Below are 17,475 nucleotides of genomic sequence, written 5' to 3' on the forward strand. Positions count from 1 at the left end.
CCTCACGCGCCTCATGCCTTGAGCGCCGCGTAGACGATCAGGTTCTGCACCGGGTGCCCCTTGGCGTCGAGGTCGCCCGCGCAGGTCACCAGTCGCAGCACCCGCTCGGAGGTCTTGCCGTAGACCTTCTGCGTCGGGAACGCGCTCTTGTCGACCGTCTCCGTGCCGGTCACCGAGAAGCGCAGCACCTTGCCGTCACCGCGCTCGACGTCGATGGCCGTCCCCTTGTTGACCTTGCCCAGGTCGTGGAAGACGGCCTTGCCGTCCCGGGTGTCGTTGTGCCCGATGATCACGGCGGCGCCGGGGGTGCCGGGCTCGGCGCTGCCGGTGTACCAGCCGGCGGTCATGCCCTTCTCCGGCGGCGGCACCTGCACGGTGTCGTCGCTGTTCAGCCCGAGGCGCAGCAGGCGGCTGTCCACGCCGATGTCCGGGATGGAGATCTTGGACGGCTCCTCCGTGGCGGCGGGGGTTCCGCTGGCTTCCTTGGTGCGGTCGCTTGTCAGCGAGCAGCTCGTGACCACGAGGGTGGCTGTGGCTGCCAGGGCGATGGCGTGGAGGCGGATACGGGGCATGGGGCCACGCTAGGCACTGGCCGTGCGGGCTTACCTCGGGTAAACGGCCAGTTTCCTCTCGGCCTAAAGGAGGAGGGTTTGTTCCCCAGCCCCGCCCCTTCCCGCAGCGTCTGATGCTCGGCTCCGCCGAGGCCGGGGCTCCGCCCCGGACCCGTGCCCGGGTGCGGGCCGGCGGGTTTGTTTCCCCAATCCCGCCCCTTCCCGAAACTGGGGCTCCGCCCCAGACCCCGAAGCACGCTCCGCGCGCTGTCCTCAAACGCCGGACGGGCTGGATTTGCGCACCCGTACCCGCTACAGCAGCCGCTGGAACAGTCCCCACGTGAACTCCGCCACCCGTTCGCCCTCGGCAGTCGTGAAAGCGAGCTGCCAGCGCGTCGGCGCCGTGCCCTCCATAGGGCGGGCGGGGGCGAAAGCGCGGGCCACCTCGTCCACGGTGCACGACCAGGGGAGCAGGTCACCGGCCGTGCGCAGGGCCGGGGCCGGGGCGCCCGGCGCGCGGACGAGCCATTCGTTCCAGATCGCGCCGCCCGGCGCGGCGAGCACCTCGAAGCGCAGGTCGGGCCAGAGCGGCACCGGCCACGTCAGCGCCTCGAAGGTCAGGTCGCCGACGCGCCGCTCGCCGACGGTCTCGGGCGGGCCGAGCACCGAGCGGTAGCGCGCGCCCGCGCCGCGCCGCCGCGGCGAGTGCAGCATGGCCTGCCAGCGGCGATTGGCCTCCCGCATCTCCGACCGGTCGACGCCCAGCTCGCGCAGGGCGTCCTCGACCAGCCCGGGCTGGTGGTCGGCCATCCTGCGCAGCAGCACGAGCTGGAAGCTCAACGGGCCGAAGTCGGACGGGGAACCCCGGTCGGGATCAGGCACTGGACTCATGAGGTCCATCGTCGCGCACCCGTCGCTCCCCGCGCGGGCGTACCGCGGACGACGGCCGTTCGTCCCGCCTGGTTAGGGTCTGGGGAGTCCCACCACGTACGGAGGTCTGATGGCCGCGCAGGGCGACGACACCGAGCACCCGGACCGCGCCCCGCTGCTGCGGCTGCGCGGGGTCGGCCGTACCTATGGGGAACGCCGGGCGCTGCACCCGATCGACCTCGACCTGGAGGCGGGCACCTGCACGGCCCTGTTCGGGCACAACGGCTCCGGCAAGTCCACGCTGTTGCGCATCGCGAGCGGCCGTGACACCCCCACCCGCGGCACCGCCCTGTTCGCGGGGCGCCCGGTCAGCGAGGACGACCCGGAGGTGCGGGCCAGGGTCGCGGTCGTCGGGGACACGGTGGCCACCTACCCGGACCTGACGGTGCGCGAGCACCTCGAACTCGTCGCCGTCGCCCACGCCGTGGACGACGCGCAGGCGTGGATCGACCATGTGCTCGCCGACCGCAGGCTGTCCGACCACGCGCGGGCGCTGCCCGGGTCCCTGTCGTCCGGCCAGCTCCAGTCGCTGCTGCTCGCGGCCGCGCTCGTCCGCCCGCGAGATCTCCTCGTGCTGGACGAGCCCGAGCAGCGGCTCGACCCCGACGCGCGGGTCCGGCTCGCGGAGCTGCTGGCCGGGGAGAAGGCGGACGGTGTCGCCGTGCTGCTGGCCACGCACCAGGCGGAGCTGGCCGAGGCGGTCGCGGACCGGATGGTCGCACTGGAGGACGGCCGGGTGATCGCCGAGGGCCCGCCCGCGGAGGTGCTGGCACGGCTGGGGCTGCGGCGATGACCGTGCGGGGGACCGACGACGAGCCCACCTGGAGCGAGGAGGACGACGACCGCACCGCCGAGACGCTGGCGTGGCTGCGGGAAAAGCGCCGTGAGCACCGCCGGCGGAAGGGCCGTGACCTGGCCGTCTTCCTCTACACGGCCGTCCTCGCCGTGGTCGGCTACGGCAGCGGCTACGCCTATCACTTCCTGCGGCAGGTCCGGCTGGGCGCCGACTACGGCGGTCTCGGCACGGGGGTGCAGCGCACCCTGCCCGCCCTGTTCACCCTGCTGACCGCCGCTCTCGTCCTGGCCGCCGCCCGGGACGCCCTGTGGCGCGGGCCGGTCGTCGTGCCGGGCCCGTCCGTGGGCTGGCTGCTCACGCAGCCCGTGCGCCGGGCGAGGGTGCTGCGGCCCTGGTTCTGGCTGTCCGCCGGGGTCTCCGTCGTGCCGGGTCTGCTGTGCGCGGCCGCCGGGGCCGTGGTGCTGCGCGTGATGGACCTGGCGTCGCTCGGTACGGCGCTGCTCGCGCTCCTCCCGGCGGCCCTCTGCCTGCCGCTGCTGGCGGTGTCGGCGGGGATGGCGGTGGAGCGCCGGGCCCGGCTCGCCCGGTCCGTGCGCCGCTTCACCCCGCTCGTTGTCGTGGTGCTGATGCTGCTGGCCGGGCAGGTGGTGCTCGCGGGGTACGGGCACCGGCTCGCCCCGCTGGAGCGGGCCGAGCTGTGGTCGGGGCCGTGGGGGTGGGCGGCGCAGCCGGTGGTCGCCGCGACCGGCGGTTCCGCGCCGGCCTGGCCGTACGCGCTGCTCCCGCTCGCCCTCCTCACCGCCGCCGCCCTGTTCCAGGGGGACCGGGACGCCGCGCGCGTGCCGACCGCGCAGCTGCGCCGGCGGGCCGCGACGGCGCAGACCGTGTCGTCCGTGATGTGGACGGTGGAGCTCAGGGCCGCCAGGCTCGCGCTGCTGGACGCCACCGCGGACGGCGGCCGGACCTACCGGATCCGGTTGAGGGTGCCGCGCTCGAAGTACCTCGTGGTGGTGTGGCGGGACCTCCAGGCGCTGCTGCGCGCGCCCGGCCGCCTGGCCAGGGCCCTGATGTGGACGGCCTGCGCCACCGCGGCGGCCGCCCTCGGCACGCAACTCGGCGGCGGCCGGCGGACCCTGTGCCTCGTCGTGGCCCTGCTGCTCGGCTACGTCGCCGTGGGCGCGCTCGCCGAGCCCGCGCGGCTGGAAACCGACGATGTCGGGCGCGCTGCCTGGTCGCCGTTCCGCTTCCGTGTGCTGATGCTCCAGCACACGGTCGTGCCGGCGGTCGTCGGCGCGCTGCTGGCGGCCCTCGCGGCCGTCCCGTTCGCCGTGGCGGGCGCGCCGTGGGCGCTGCTGCTGATGCCGGTGTGCGCGGTGCCGTTCGCGGCGGCGGCGGTCTTCGCGGCGTGCCGCGGCCCGTCTCGTACGAGCCTGATGTTCACCGGGGTGAGCACGCCGGTGGGCGACCCGGGGATATTGCTCTTCCTCGCCTGGTACGCGGCGGGGCCGCTGGTGTCCGTCGGCGGGCTGGCGCTCGCGCTGCGCGCGGCCCTGCGGGGTGTTCCCGGCGCGGGTTCCGTGGCGGACACGGCTTCGGTCGCGCTGCTGCTGAGCGGGGGGCTGCTGTATTTCGCGGCACGTTCCGCCGACCGGTTGGTGCGTCGGCCCTCGTCGTGACCGGGGCGCGCCCCGGCTCCGCGGCACGGCCGCCTTCCCCCGCTGTCCCCCGATTCCGTTTCCCATTCCGCTTGTTGGCCGTGACGAGGGCGAGCGAGCGGTCTGCGGCCGGAAGTGGTTAGCCTGTTGACCGTGGTTGATCACCGTGTGAGGACAACCCAGGGGGAAGTGGACTTCATGGCCAGGAGCGGCGCTATAGGAGGAAGTACCCATGCTGACCGGGTGTTCCGGGTCCAACGGGCCTTCACCGAGATCGAGGGGCAGGTGCACGGGCCGGGCGAGCTGGCCGAGATAACCGGACTGGATGATTCCACGGTCCATCGCATTCTCCAGTCCGGCGTCTACGACGGTACGTTCGCCCGTGAGGGCCGCGGTCTCTACCGGCTCGGTTCCGGTGCCGCCCGGCTCGGCCTCAAGGCGCTCTCCCACGCGCCCAACACCCGGGTCGCGCACGCCGTACTGGAGGAGCTGCGCGAGGCCACCGGCGAGGGGCTGGTGTTCCTCTTCGCGCTGGCGCCCTTCGGCGGCGCCAGAAAGCAGTGCCTGGACATGGCCGTCGGCGACTCCGACCTCTCCGAACTGGGCATCGGCCACCGGGCCTTCCTGGAGATCTCCCAGTCGCTGCGCACGGGGGCCGCGGGCCGGGCCATGCTCGCCCACCTCCCCGAGGTCATCCAGGAGGCCGTCATGGCCGAGCCGACCCCCGAGGGGGCGGGTCCCGGCGCCCATCGCGACAACGCCGCGCTGCTGCGCTCCCTGGAGGACGTGCGGGGCCGGGGCGTCGCCCTCGACGTGGAGGAGTGCGCGGCCGGTTGGCACGGCTGCGCCGCCCCGGTCCGCTGGGACGGACTGATCATGGGAGCCGTCGCGGTGCTCAAGCCCAAGGACAGCCTCCCGCGGTGGCCGGATCTGGCCCAGGCCGCCAGGCAGGCGGCCGCCGGCTTCGGCCAGGCGGGCCGGCGCGGCGCCTGGTCGGCGGAGACCGCCAGCTCCACTTAAGTTTCCCCGCGGTTAACGGATTGTTGCGGAATTGGCACGGGAACCCGAGGGCGTGCTCCCTCGAATGCCGTTTCTCGCAGGGCGGGAGAGCGGAAAGCGCGGGCCCGTTTCTCGCCCTGCGGGAGAGCCCTTAATTTTCTTGACAGGCCATGGCGCGGGTCTTCGATACTGGGCGCGATGAAAGCTGGCATCCCCATGCCCGAGTTCTGTTGAGAAGGGGGAATTCCCATGGCTTGCATCGTTGCCGAGTGCCCGCACGCCGCGTCGGCCGACGACGCGGCCCACGCCGCCTGCGTACCCTCCGGACCTGCCGAAATGTCGCCCTGGAGACCGGAGTCGGAGCGCGTGGCCCTGCTGTCCGGGCGCGAGGCGGAGGTTTTCGAGCTCCTCGGCGAGGGGTTCTCGAATCGCAGCATCGCGCAGCGGCTGGATGTGACGGAGCGCACGGTCAAGTTCCATGTGGCCCGGGTGCTCAGTAAATTGTGCGTGGAATCCAGATTGCAGGCCGGGCTGGTCGCGCACACTTACCGGTTCCTGTACCAAGGTACAGTCCCCCGGATGATCGGCACTCGCTAGAGTCGATTTGCACGGCGGTTCGGGGAGCACGGGGGAGAGCGCCCGAATACGCCGGAAAAATACCGCGGGGTATCGGAATTCAGAATTCCGTCCGGCGCCGCGGACTGCCGCACTTCCGCACTTCCGCACGGCACCGATTCCCCGATCCCCCGAAGCGCTCGACTGGGAGCGGAATTGAAGCGTCCACTCAATCCGATCGACGAGGTCTTCCTCTCCATGGGCCGGGAACCCGGCCTGACCCACGGCCAGTTCCTGCGGTTCCGCGGCAGCCCGCCCCCACTGGCGGCGCTCCGCGACCACCTGGTGGCCAGGCTGCCCGGCCTGCCACGGCTGACCTACCGGACGACCACCGGATCGGGACGGGCGTACCAAGTGCCCAGCACCGGCTTCGACATACGAGAACACCTCAGGGAGGAGGAGTTCCCCGCGGGAACCACGCTGGACGAGGTGCTCACCGCCCTCGTACGACTGCCACTGCCCCGCCACGACGGACCGCTGTGGTCCCTCCACCTCGTCCACGGCTACGCCCCCGGGGAGTACGCGGTGTGCTACCGCGTCCACCACGGCACCGAGGACGGCCTGGGCGCCGTGCACGTCGTCGCCTCCCTCTTCGGCGACGAACCGGAGAGCGGGCGGGAGGCCAGGGACGAACAGGGCCCGTTCTTCGGGGCGTGCGCGGACGAACTGCTCCGCGGGACGCTGAACGTGGGCGCCGGACTGGTGCACGGGCTGCTCCCCGCCCGGCGCTGGCCCAAGGTGCCGGGACCGCGCCCCGGCCACCTCGCCGTGTGCAGCACGAGCGCGACCCAGCGCGAACTGGGCCTGCTCGGGCAGCGGTTCGGCGGGACGTTCAACGACGCCTTCCTCATGGCGCTGTGGGGCGCGCTCACCACCTGGAGCGCCACGGAGGAGGAGGGGGCCGGCGTGCGGTCCGTGTTCCGCGCGTCGCCCGTACCGGTCCGGATGCCGCTGAGCACCCGCCGCACGGGCGAGGAGGGGGCCCTCGGCAACCACCTCACCACGGCGGTCGTCGCGCTCCCCGACCAGGGGCTGCGCACCGAGGCGGCGTTCGCGCAGCTCGTCGAGGGCACCCACCGGATGCGCTCGCGCGGCCTGCGGCCTGCCAGCCGGGCCCTGGTCGCCCTGCTGCCCCCGGCCGTCACCCGATGGACCGTCAGACGCCTGCTCAGCCCCCGCTCGTCCCCGCTCTACGCCTCCAACTACAGCCTGCCGAACTTCCTGTCCTTCAAGGGCGACCCCGTGATCGACGCGATACCGCTCGGCGTGCTCCTGCCGGGCAACGCCCTCTCCGTGACGCTGCTCTCCTGCGGCTCCCGGGTCCGGGTGAGCTTCCTCTACGACCGCAGACTGCCCGAAGCCGGCCGGCTGGCGGCCCTGTGGCGCGCGGCGCTGGACACGCTGTCCGCGCCCACGGCGCCCGCACCCGGCACCTCCCCGCCGTCCACACACACGAAGGGTCCCTCATGCTGAGTCGGTCCGGTCCACGCGGAAACCCCGTCTGGACCCTGATCGTCACCGGGCTCGCGGTCTTCATGGCAGCGCTCGACAACCTCGTCGTGATCACCGCGCTGCCCGCCATCCGGGAGTCCCTCGACACGAGCCTGCAGGACCTGGAATGGACGGTGAACGCCTACACCCTGTCCTTCGCGGTCTTCCTCATGGCGGGCGCGGCGGCGGGCGACCGCTTCGGGCGCCGCCGGATGTTCCTGGTGGGACTCGTCGTCTTCACCGGGGCGTCCGCCGCCTGCGCCCTGTCCGACTCCTCCGGCCAGCTGATCGTCGCCCGCGCCGTGCAGGGCTTCGGCGCCGCGATCGTGATGCCCCTGACCCTGACCCTGCTGACCGCAGCGGTGCCCGAGCGCAGGCGCGGCCTCGCCCTCGGCGTCTGGGGCGCGCTGAGCGGCCTCGCCGTCGCCCTCGGCCCGGTCATCGGCGGCACCGTCGTCGAGAAGATCTCCTGGCAGTGGATCTTCTGGATCAATGTGCCCATCGGCGTCGTGGTGCTGCTGCTCGGCGCGTGGAAGCTCGCCGAGAGCACCCACCCCGACAGCTCCCTGGACCTCGGCGGCACCGTCCTGGTGATCCTCGGCATGTTCGGCGTGGTCTTCGCCCTCGTACGGACCACCGACGACGGCTGGACCAGCGGCAAGGTGCTGGTCTCCCTGATCGGCGGGCTCGTGCTGCTCGGCGCCTTCGTCCTCTGGGAGGCGCGCACCCGCCACCCGATGCTCCCGCTGCGGCTGTTCCGCAACCGCGCGTTCAGCGCCGTCAACGTCGCCAGCCTGATGATGTTCGCCGCCATGTTCGGGCTGGTGTTCCTGCTGACCCAGTTCATGCAGAACATCCAGGGCTTCTCACCGCTGGAAGCGGGCGTGCGGATGCTGCCCTGGACGGCCATGCCCGTCGTGATCGCCCCGATCGCCGCCCTGCTCACCGCGCGGATAGGCAACCGGCTCGTGGTCGCCCTGGGCCTGCTGGCCGAAGCCGTCGCGCTCGGCTGGCTCGCCTCCGTGGTCGGCACGCACACCGCCTACTCCGACGAGGTGCCCGGCCTGGTGCTCGGCGGCATCGGCCTCGGACTCTTCTTCGCACCCGTCGCCGAGATGGCGATGAACATCGTCGCCCCGCGCGACCAGGGCATCGCCTCCGGCGCCAACAACACCTTCCGCGAACTCGGCGGCGTCTTCGGAGTCGCCGTCCTCACCTCGGTCTTCACCGCACAGGGCGGATACGGCTCGCCGCAGCAGTTCGTGGACGGACTCGTCCCCGCCTCCTGGGCGGGCGCCGGATTCGCGGCCCTGGGCTGCCTCGCCATCCTCACCGCACCGCGCCGCTCCCGGGGCAAACACGTCGCCGGCGCGGGCACCGGAGCGCGGGACGCGGGCCGGCCGCGCGACGGCGACCTCCTGGAGAGCCCGCACTAGACCCGGCACTCCGGGAAACGCACCAGGGCCTTCCGCAACCGGCCGGAAAGCCGCACGACTTGGGGGACGTACATGTACGACGTGATTGTGGTGGGAGCGCGGGTCGGCGGCGCCTCCACGGCGATGCTGCTCTCGAAGGCGGGACACAAGGTCCTGCTCCTGGACCGCGCCACCTTTCCCGGCGGAAAGGCCGCGGCCACCAACCTGGTCCACCCGCCGGGCATCCTCCGGCTGAAGAACTGGGGCCTGCTCGGCGAACTCACCGCCACCGGCTGCCCGCCCATCCACGAGTACGGCCTCAAGAGCGGCCCCGCGGAGCTCATGGCCCGCCTGCCGTCCGTCGACGGCGTGGGCGAGGCGTACTCCCCGGACCGCGCCGAGCTCGACCGCATCCTGCTGGAGGCGGCCGTCGCGGCCGGCGCGGAGTTCCGCGAGGGCTTCTCGCTCCGCGAACTCCTCAGGGACGAGGACGGCACCGTCACCGGCGTGCGCGGCGAGAGCGCGGACCGCGTCACGGCCGTCGAACACGCCCGCCTCGTGGTGGGCGCCGACGGCTCCAACTCCACCGTCGCCCGCCTCGTCGGCGCCGAGAAGTACGCGACGCGGCCCGTCCTCAACAAGAGCCACTGGTCGTACTGGGAGGGCATCCCGCACGACGGGCGGGTCCGCACCTACCGCCACGCCGGGAAGCACACCTTCACCTGGCCGACGCACGACGGCCTGACCATCGTCGGAGTGGCGCTGCCGGTCGGCGACTTCAAGGCCGGGAGCGAGGAGGAGCGCGACCGCACGGTCATCTCCGCGTTCGCCGAAGTGGACCCCGAGCGGGCCCAGTTGCTGCGCGAGACCAAGCGGGCCGACAAGTGGCTGACGGGCGCCGTCCCCAACTTCCTGCGCCGCTCGCACGGGCCCGGCTGGGCGCTCGTCGGCGACGCCGGGTACACCCGCGACCCGATCACCGCCTCCGGCATCACCTACGGGCTGCGGGGCGCCGAACTCCTCGCCGACGCGGTCGACTCCGGGCTGTCGGGGCGCACCCCGATGCCGGAGGCGCTCGCCCGCTACGAGCGACTGCGCGACGAGATGGTGACCGGGCACTACCGCTACACCTGCGACCACGCGGTGATCGCGAACCACACGCGGGAGGAGATCGCCTTCATCCGGGCGATGAGCCGCAGCCCCTCGCACGGGCGGGACATGGTCGGGATGTTCGCGACCATGGTCGACCCCGCGCGGTTCTACTCGGCACGCAACATCCACGCGCTCCTCGACCACCTGGAGCCGGGGGGCGGGCCGGGGTGGAAGCTGCGGTTCGTGCGGTGGCTGGCGCGGGGGGTGCCGCGCCATGTGCGGCCTGCTGCGCGGCTGGCGGACCGCTTGATCGCCGAGAACCTGGGCCCGATGGGCGAATACCTCTTGGCTCCGCCGGGGCACGTCGTGCGGGCGGCCTAGGTTCTTTTCCCCAGCCCCGCCCCTTCCCGAAACCGGGGCGCGTGCCCCGGACCCCCGGCCGCGGGCCGGTTCGCCGCCTGCGGCGGGAGCGCCCTGCGGGCGCGTCCTCAAACGCCGGACGGGCTGGATTTCGCACCAACACAAGCAACGGAGACATCGGCAATGGCACAGAACACCGCACTCCTCTTCCCCGGTCAGGGCGGCTTCGACAGTGACGCGCTGCGTTCGGCCAAGGAGAGTCACCCCCAGATCCAGCGCGTATTCGAGCAGATCGACGCGGAGACGCAGAACCTCTTCGCGCGGCGGATCACCGACGTGCTGTTCGGCCGGGAGAAGGCGGACCTGGGCGAGCTGCTCGCGGACGCCCCGTGGGTGTCCCAGGTGGCCATCTACGCCGCGGGCCTCGCCGCGTACGAGGTCCTCGCCGCCCAGGGCGTCCAGCCGGACGTCCTCGCGGGTCACAGCCTCGGTGAGATCACCGCGCTGGTGGCCGCCGGGGCGTTCTCGGTCGAGGACGGCGTGCGCATCGTCGCGCAGCGCGTGGCGGTCATCAAGCGCCAGCAGGGCATAGACGGCCGCATGGTGGCCCTCACCGCGGGCGCCGACCGGGTCCGGCTGCTCCTGGACCTGGTGGACGAGCCGCTGCTGGCCGTCGCCACCGAGAACCACGACGAGCAGACCGTGGTGAGCGGCCCGGACAAGGTCCTGGACCGGGTCACCGCGATCGCCCGGCAACTGGGCGTCAACGCGATCGAGATCGACGCGCCCTTCCCCTTCCACACCCCGGCCCTGGCCCCGGCGGTCCCCGAGTTCGCCGCGTACGTACGGAAGCTGGACCAGCACCCGCTGCGGCGCCCGGTCTACTCGCCGATCCTCCAGCGCTACTACGAGCCCGACGACGCCCTCGCCGACCTGCTGGCGGAGCACTTCGTCAAGCCGGTCCGGTTCGCGACCGCGGTGCGCCACCTCCAGGAGTCCGGTGTCACCACCTTCGTGGAGGCGGGCGGGCGCCCCGCGCTGACCAAGCTCGTCACCCGGCTCACCCAGGGCTCCGACGTGCGCGCCCTGGCGACGCTGGCGCTCGACGGCGGCGGCAGGCTCGCCCTCGACGCCACCCTGGGCGTCCTGAGGGAGGCGGGCCTGGCGCACGCGGCGGGTGCCCCCACCCTCGGCGGGCTGCTGGCCCCGGCGGTGCCCGCCGACGTCTTCGAGGCGTACTGGGCCGCGCACGGCGGCGACGTCCTGGCCTACGTACGCGACGAACTCGCCGCCTTCCAGCGGGAGAACACGCCCGCCGCGCCGCCCGCCGCCCCCGAGACCCCCGCCCCCGCGCCCGCGCCCGTAGCGGCCGGTCCCGGCCGCGACGAGGTCTTCGCCCAGCTGCGCGCCCTCTACGCCGAGGCCCTGGAGTACCCGGAGGAGGTCTTCGAGGGCGGCGTGCAGCTGGAGGCCGAGCTGGGCGTCGACTCCGTCAAGCAGGTCGAGCTGCTCTCCCGCGTCTCCGAGCGCTACGGACTGCCGCCGCGCGAGTCCGGCTTCCGCCTCTCCAACTACAACACGATGGACACGATCGCCGACTTCGTGCTCGCCGAGCTGAGCGGCGCCCGCGAGCCCGCGCGCGCGGCCTGACCCCACCACGGCTCCCAGCCCAGCTCGTTCTCTCGCTCTACCGAAGGACATGGCTCCATGAAAGACCTCACCGGCAAGGTGGCCCTGGTCACCGGCGGGTCGAAGGGGATAGGTAAGGCGATCGCGCGGGAACTCGCCGCACGCGGTGCCGACATCGTCCTCAACTACTTCCACTCGCACGACCAGGCCAAGCAGACCCGCGACGAGCTTCTCGCGGACGGCGTCCGGGTCGACCTCGTCCGCGCCTCGGTGGCCCGGCAGGACCAGGTCGACCGGATGTTCGCGGAGATCGACCGGCTGCACGGCCGCCTCGACATCCTGATCAACAACGCGGCCGACGGCGCCCTGCTGCCGCTCGCGGAGACCACCGACGCGCACCTCGACAAGGCGCTCGACACCAACCTCAAGGGCGGGCTGCGCTGCGCGCGGGCCGCGGCACCGCTGATGGCCAGGGCCGGCGGCGGTTCGATCGTCACGGTCTCCGCGCTCGGCGGCTCCCAGATGGTGATGGCCAACTACCTTGCCTGCGCCCCGGCGAAGGCCGCGGCCGAGGCCGCCTCCCGCTACCTCGCGGTCGAGCTCGCGCCGCTGAACATCCGGGTCAACACGGCGTCCGCCGCCATGCTGAGCAGCTCGGTGGCGGACAAGTTCCCCCGGGCCGGGGAGATGCAGGAGGTCATCGCGCGGGCCACGCCGCTGGGGCGGCTCGGCACCCCGGAGGAGTTCGCGTCCGTCGTCGCCTTCCTCGCCTCCGACGACTCCCGGTGGATCACCGGTCAGGTCATCCTGGCCGACGGCGGCCTCACCCTCGGCGCGTCCCTGCTGTCACCACCACCCGTGGAACAGCCGCCCTTGGAACAGCAGGCCGTGGCCCCGGTTGCAGGCCCTGAAGAAAACGAGGCCGAGCCCGAGGACGGCGACGACGCGATCGCCATCGTCGGCATGGGCATGGCCGTCGCCGGGGCCAACAGCCCCGAGGAGTTCTGGAAGCTGCGGATGACGGGGGAGGAGCTCTTCGTCGAGGTCCCCCGGGACCGCTGGCAGCACGAGAGCTTCCACTCGCCCGACCTGTCGGCCGAGGACAAGGCCTACGCCGACCACTGCGTCTTCATCACCGACTTCACCCCCGCCGAGGGCGCCCTGGACGGCATGCCCGGCGGCGCCGACCGGCAGGAGCTGACCACGCAGTGGCTGCGCCACAGCCTGGTGCAGGCGCTCGAAGGAGTCAGCCACAGCCCCACCGACAGCGCCTCCTTCGTCGTCGGCTACACCCCCGACGGCAGCCAGCACCTGGAGGAGGCCGGGGTCCTGCAGAGCCTGACCCGGCTCACGCACGGCATCGTCGACGGCCTCGACGTGCCGGCCGGTGAGCGGGAGGGCCTGCGCGGCGACATCGACGAGGCGCTCTCCCGCCGCTACTGGCGCGGCGGGCAGGACCCGGCGCGCTTCCTGCCGCACCGGGTCGGCGAGCTGGCGATGGAGGGCATCCTCCCGCCGTCCACCGAGCTCCACATGGTCGACACCGCGTGCTCCTCGTCCCTCTACGCCATCGACATCGCCGCCAAGGGCCTGCTGATGGGCAAGCAGGACATTGCCGTCTGCGGCGGGGCGTTCGCCCTGGCGCCGCGCGGCACGGTGCTCTTCTCCAAGCTCCAGGGGCTCTCCAAGAGCGGCAAGGTGCACGCCCTGGACGAGAGCGCCGACGGCGTCATCTTCGCCGACGGCGCGGCCCTCGTCGTCCTCAAGCGGCTGAGCAAGGCGCGGCGCGACGGCGACCGCGTCCTCGGGGTGCTGCGCGCCTTCGGCTCGTCCTCCGACGGCAAGGGCAAGGCCATCTACGCCCCGAACTCGGACGGCCAGAGCCTCGCCGTGCAGCGGGCGCTGGAGGACGGCGGGGTCGCCGGGGACGACGTGCAGTGGATCAACGCGCACGCCACCGGCACCCCCGCCGGCGACCTCGCCGAGTTCACCACCCTGCGCGGGCACTTCGGCACCTCCCGGCCCACCGTCGTCACCTCCAACAAGTCCCTCATCGGGCACACCGGTTGGGCGGCCGGCGTGGTGTCGCTCATCGAGAACCTGAAGGGCCTGGAGGAGCACACCATTCCGGGGCAGTTCCGCTTCAGCAGCCCCCGCGCGGACTTCCGGCTGGACGAGACCGAGCTGGAGGTGACCTCCGAGCCGCGTCAGTGGCCGCGGAGCGCCGACCGGCCCCGCCTCGCGGCGGTCTCCGGCTTCGGCTTCGGCGGCACCAACGCCCACCTGATCGTCTCCGAGCCCCTGCCCCGTACGGAGGCGGCGGAGACCCCCGTCACCAAGACCCCGGACACCGAGAGCCGGGTCGCCGTCGTCGGCTGGTCCGCCCACCTGCCCGGGCTCGACGGGCGCGACGCGGTCACGAGCTGGCTGGCCGGGGGGAGGAAGCCCCTCGACAGCTTCGGCGCCGACTACCCGCCGCCGCCCTTCAGCAAGGTCCGGCTGCCTCCGAAGACGATCCGCGCCCTCGACCGCTGCCAGCTGATGATCCTGGAGTGCGCGCACCAGCTCCGCGACCAGATGCCCGAATTCTGGGGCGAGCAGGCCCGCAAGACCGGCGTCTTCGTCGGGCACATGGGACCGACCCGGGCCGCGATGCTCTACGCCAACCGCTGCTACCTCGACGACGTCGAGCGGGCGCTCGCCGACTCCCCGCGGGCCGGCTCGGCCGCCGTGCCGCTGGTCCTGGAGCGGCTGCGCGACCAGGTGCGCTCGATGATCCCGGAGTCCAACGAGGACTCCTTCCCCGGCCAGATGCCCAACATCATCTCGGCGCGCGTGGCGAACTACTTCGACCTCCACGGCCCCAACATGACGATGGACTCCGGCTTCGCCTCCGCCCTGTCGTCGATCACCTCCGCCAGCCGCTACCTGCGCACCGGCGAGCTGGACTTCGCGCTCGCGGGCGGCATCAACGGCAACAGCCTCCCCGAATACCGGTCCCTGATCGGCGAGCTCCTCCCCGAGGGCACGACGGAACTGGCCGAAGGCGGCTTCCTGTTCGCCCTCACCACCGAGGAGCTCGCCCGGAGTGCGGGCCTGCCCGTCCTCGCGTACGTCGACGAGGCGCTCGCCGGCGCGGCCGGGCGCGACGCCGTGCTGTGCGGCTCCTCCGCCCCCGAGAACGCCCGCTATCTGGGCGCGGCCGGGGGACTGGCCGTCCTCAAGGCGCTGCACGGCCCCGCGGGCACCGTGGTGCTCTCCTGCGACGAGGACGGGAACGCGGCCGGTGCCAGGCTCCGGCTGACCGTCCCGGGCGAGCCCGACGGGACCCCGGAGCACGGCGACACCACGACCGGGACCGCCGCCACTCTGCCCGAGGGCTTCTTCTCGCAGGACCACACGGACGCCGGGACGCCGCTGAAGGTCCGGCGCCACGTGCCCGTTCTGGAGGCCGCAGCGACCGTGACCGTACGGGAGACGGTCCCGTTCCTCGCGGACGGCACGGCAGTCGTCACCGACGCGCCGGACCTCCTCGCCCGCGCCGTGGGCCCGGACACCGCGCTCACGGTCCTGTCCACCACACCACTCGATGCCCCGCGCCCCGGCTGGTACCACCTGCCGGAGGTCACCCCGGAGGCCGTCCGCGAGGCGCTCGCGAGCTCCGGGAAGCCCGTCACCCGGCTGCGGGTGCTTGGCGACCTGGGCCGCGCCGTGGCCCCCGGGCGGGCGCTCACCGAGGGCTCCCCGGGCCTCCTCGCCCTGCACAGTGCCGCCTATCTGGCCGTGCAGCACGCCTACGAGGACCTGTCAGGACCGGACTCCTCCCTCGTCGTCCTTCTCCTGGGCGCCGTTTCCGACGGCACCCCGCACCCCTTCACCGGCCTGTTCACGGGCCTGCTGAAGACCGCGGGCCTGGAGCTTCCCGACGCCACGGGTTTCGCCCTGCTGACCTCCGCCACCGAGGTGACCGAGGCCGTGGAGCGCGTGGAGCGGGAGAGCCGGGCGCACCGGGACTTCCCCGTCGTCGTCGACGCCGACGGGGAACGGCGCGTCCACCGCCTGCGGGAGGAGCCCAACACCCTCGACGCGGACACCCCGGTGGCCCTCGACCCGGACTCCGTGGTCGTCGTCGCCGGCGGCGCCCGGGGCATCACCGCCGAGGTCCTCAAGGCGGTCGCCGAGCGGTTCCGGCCGCGCATCTACGTGTTCGGCAGCAACGACCTCGACGCCTACCCGCCCTCGGTCTACGCCGGGAGCGACGAGGAGTTCGCGGCGGGCCGCGCGGCCTTCATCTCCTCCGGGCTCGCGGGGCGCGGCGGGCGGACGGTCGCGAGCATCAACAAGGAATTCGACCGGATGGTCAACGCCCGCACCGCCCGGCGGAACCTCGACGCGATGGCCGCCCACAGCGGCGACGGCCGCGTCACCTACCTGACCTGCGACACGCGCGACGGCGCCGAGGTCGAGAAGGCGATCGGCCGGATCCTGCACGAGCAGGGCCGCGTCGACCTCCTCGTCAACGCCGCCGGGCTCCAGCGCTCCGCGCTCATCAAGGACAAGGACTTCGCGGAGTTCACCGCCATCCGGGACCTGAAGGTCGCCTCCTACCTCAACCTGAAGTACGCGCTGCGCTCCGCACCGCCCCGGCTGTGGTGCAACTTCGGTTCCCTGCTGGGCTACTTCGGACAGCTCGGGGAGGCGGACTACGCCTCCGCCAACGACTTCCTGGCCAGCGCCTCCGCCCACGCCGCGGCCACCACGGACCACGCCGAGGTCACCATCGGCTGGACGCTGTGGGCCGGCGTCGGCATGGGCGCCGACGAGCTCACGAAGTCGTACTACGAGCGGGCCGGTTCGTACAGCAACATGCCGGTCCCCGAAGGCGTCCACCACTTCGTGCAGGAGCTGCACGCCCCCGTGCGGCGGCCCTCCGTCGTGCACCTGGGCGACGCCGAGCGCACCACGGTGGAGACCTTCTACCCCGGCTACCTCACGGGCCGCGACCGGGGCTTCTTCCTGCGCCGCCCGGTCGAGTCCGACGCCACGTCCGCGGTGTTCGAGTGCCGCTTCGACCTGGACACCGACGGCTATCTGGAGCACCACACCGTACGCGGCGAACCGACGCTGCCCGGCACCTTCGTCACCGAGATCGCGGCCGAGGCCGCCCGGCACCTGGTGCCCGGCAAGCACGTCATCGCCTTCGAGGACCTGCGGTTCGAGCACTTCCTGCGCGTCTACCGCGACCTCCCCGCGCGGCCCAAGCGCATCCGGGCCGAGCTCGTCGGGGAGCAGGGCGACGCCACCGTCGTCCAGGTCCTGGTGACCGAGGACGTGGTGTCGCCGACCGGGGTCGTGCTGATCGCCGACCGGGTGCACTTCAGGGCCCGCGTCCTGCTCGCCGACGCCTTCCCGGACGCGCCCCGGTGGGAGCACTGGGACGGCGCGGACGACATCCCCGTGCCCGACCCGTACCACCAGCCCGGCTCCCCGGTGCAGCTGACCGGGCCCTTCGTCTCCACCGCCGACACCCGCATCCACCCCCAGGGCAAGCGCGGGCGCTACGCCCTGTCGCTCCCGGCGGACGACCCCGCGTGGGCGCGCTTCACCGTCCCGTGCGTGCTGCTGGACGGCCTGGCCAGGGTCGGGGTGCTCGACCTGGTCGACGGCCACCTCGTGCCCGTCGCGGCGCCGCTGGCGATCCGCCGCATCGACCTCTACGAGGAGACCAACGACCACGCCCTGTCCACCGGCGAGGACCGGATCGACCTCTACGCCACACCGCCCGGCTTCGACCTGGCCGCCGACCGCGTCGACAACCGGTTCGTCGCCACCCGGCCCGACGGCCGCATGCTCCTCCAGATGAAGGACCTCCAGGCGACCCTGATCGGCTACGTCGACGCCCGCACGGGCGAGGCCGTCGCCGAGCGCGCCTGACCGGAAAG

The 17,475-nt window shown here is 72.9% G+C and carries 11 protein-coding genes; 9 read left to right on the forward strand and 2 right to left on the reverse strand.

The annotated features are described in order from the left end of the window. Positions 1-11 precede the first annotated feature (11 nt). Both ABD269_RS18895 and ABD269_RS18900 read right to left on the reverse strand, forming a co-directional pair. Entirely contained in the window at positions 12-572 is a 561-nt protein-coding gene (locus tag ABD269_RS18895) for a class F sortase (protein ID WP_344119273.1), read from the reverse strand. 291 nt (positions 573-863) lie between these two features. Continuing rightward, positions 864-1,442 carry a hypothetical protein gene (locus ABD269_RS18900; RefSeq protein ID WP_344119275.1) on the reverse strand — a complete coding sequence of 193 codons (579 nt, stop codon included), beginning with the start codon at positions 1,440-1,442 and terminating at the stop codon, positions 864-866. Positions 1,443-1,551: 109 nt separating this feature from the next. Between ABD269_RS18900 and ABD269_RS18905 the strand changes: the two genes are divergently transcribed. The 9 genes from ABD269_RS18905 to ABD269_RS18945 all read left to right on the forward strand — a co-directional run bounded on the left by ABD269_RS18905 (position 1,552) and on the right by ABD269_RS18945 (position 17,467). Then, a complete protein-coding gene (locus ABD269_RS18905) occupies positions 1,552-2,274 on the forward strand; it encodes an ABC transporter ATP-binding protein (protein WP_344119279.1) in 723 nt (240 codons plus the stop codon). Next, positions 2,271-3,953 carry a hypothetical protein gene (locus ABD269_RS18910; RefSeq protein WP_344119281.1) on the forward strand — a complete coding sequence of 561 codons (1,683 nt, stop codon included), beginning with the start codon at positions 2,271-2,273 and terminating at the stop codon, positions 3,951-3,953. The genes ABD269_RS18905 and ABD269_RS18910 overlap by 4 nt, the downstream gene beginning before the upstream one ends. A gap of 222 nt (positions 3,954-4,175) precedes the next feature. Beyond that, the gene (locus tag ABD269_RS18915) at positions 4,176-4,952 is read left to right on the forward strand and encodes an IclR family transcriptional regulator (RefSeq protein ID WP_344119283.1); all 777 of its coding nucleotides are present in this window, start codon (positions 4,176-4,178) and stop codon (positions 4,950-4,952) included. A gap of 228 nt (positions 4,953-5,180) precedes the next feature. Next, positions 5,181-5,528, forward strand: a complete 348-nt coding sequence (locus ABD269_RS18920; RefSeq protein WP_344119285.1) for a helix-turn-helix domain-containing protein — start codon at positions 5,181-5,183, stop codon at positions 5,526-5,528. A gap of 174 nt (positions 5,529-5,702) precedes the next feature. Continuing rightward, complete coding sequence (locus tag ABD269_RS18925; RefSeq protein WP_344119287.1) at positions 5,703-7,019, forward strand: wax ester/triacylglycerol synthase domain-containing protein; 1,317 nt, start codon at positions 5,703-5,705, stop codon at positions 7,017-7,019. Continuing rightward, entirely contained in the window at positions 7,013-8,473 is a 1,461-nt protein-coding gene (locus tag ABD269_RS18930; RefSeq protein ID WP_344119289.1) for an MFS transporter, read from the forward strand. Before ABD269_RS18925 ends, ABD269_RS18930 begins: the two co-directional genes overlap by 7 nt. Before the next feature lie 72 nt (positions 8,474-8,545). Continuing rightward, positions 8,546-9,925, forward strand: coding sequence for an NAD(P)/FAD-dependent oxidoreductase (locus tag ABD269_RS18935; protein ID WP_301887600.1), 1,380 nt, complete (start codon positions 8,546-8,548; stop codon positions 9,923-9,925). A gap of 162 nt (positions 9,926-10,087) precedes the next feature. Further along, entirely contained in the window at positions 10,088-11,554 is a 1,467-nt protein-coding gene (locus tag ABD269_RS18940) for an acyltransferase domain-containing protein (RefSeq protein WP_344119292.1), read from the forward strand. A gap of 57 nt (positions 11,555-11,611) precedes the next feature. Next, positions 11,612-17,467 (forward strand): SDR family oxidoreductase, encoded by a 5,856-nt coding sequence (locus ABD269_RS18945; RefSeq protein ID WP_344119293.1) that lies wholly within the window; start codon positions 11,612-11,614, stop codon positions 17,465-17,467. Positions 17,468-17,475: the final 8 nt, after the last annotated feature.

It is taken from the genome of Streptomyces blastmyceticus, from assembly GCF_039521185.1.
GTDB lineage: Bacteria > Actinomycetota > Actinomycetes > Streptomycetales > Streptomycetaceae > Streptomyces > Streptomyces blastmyceticus.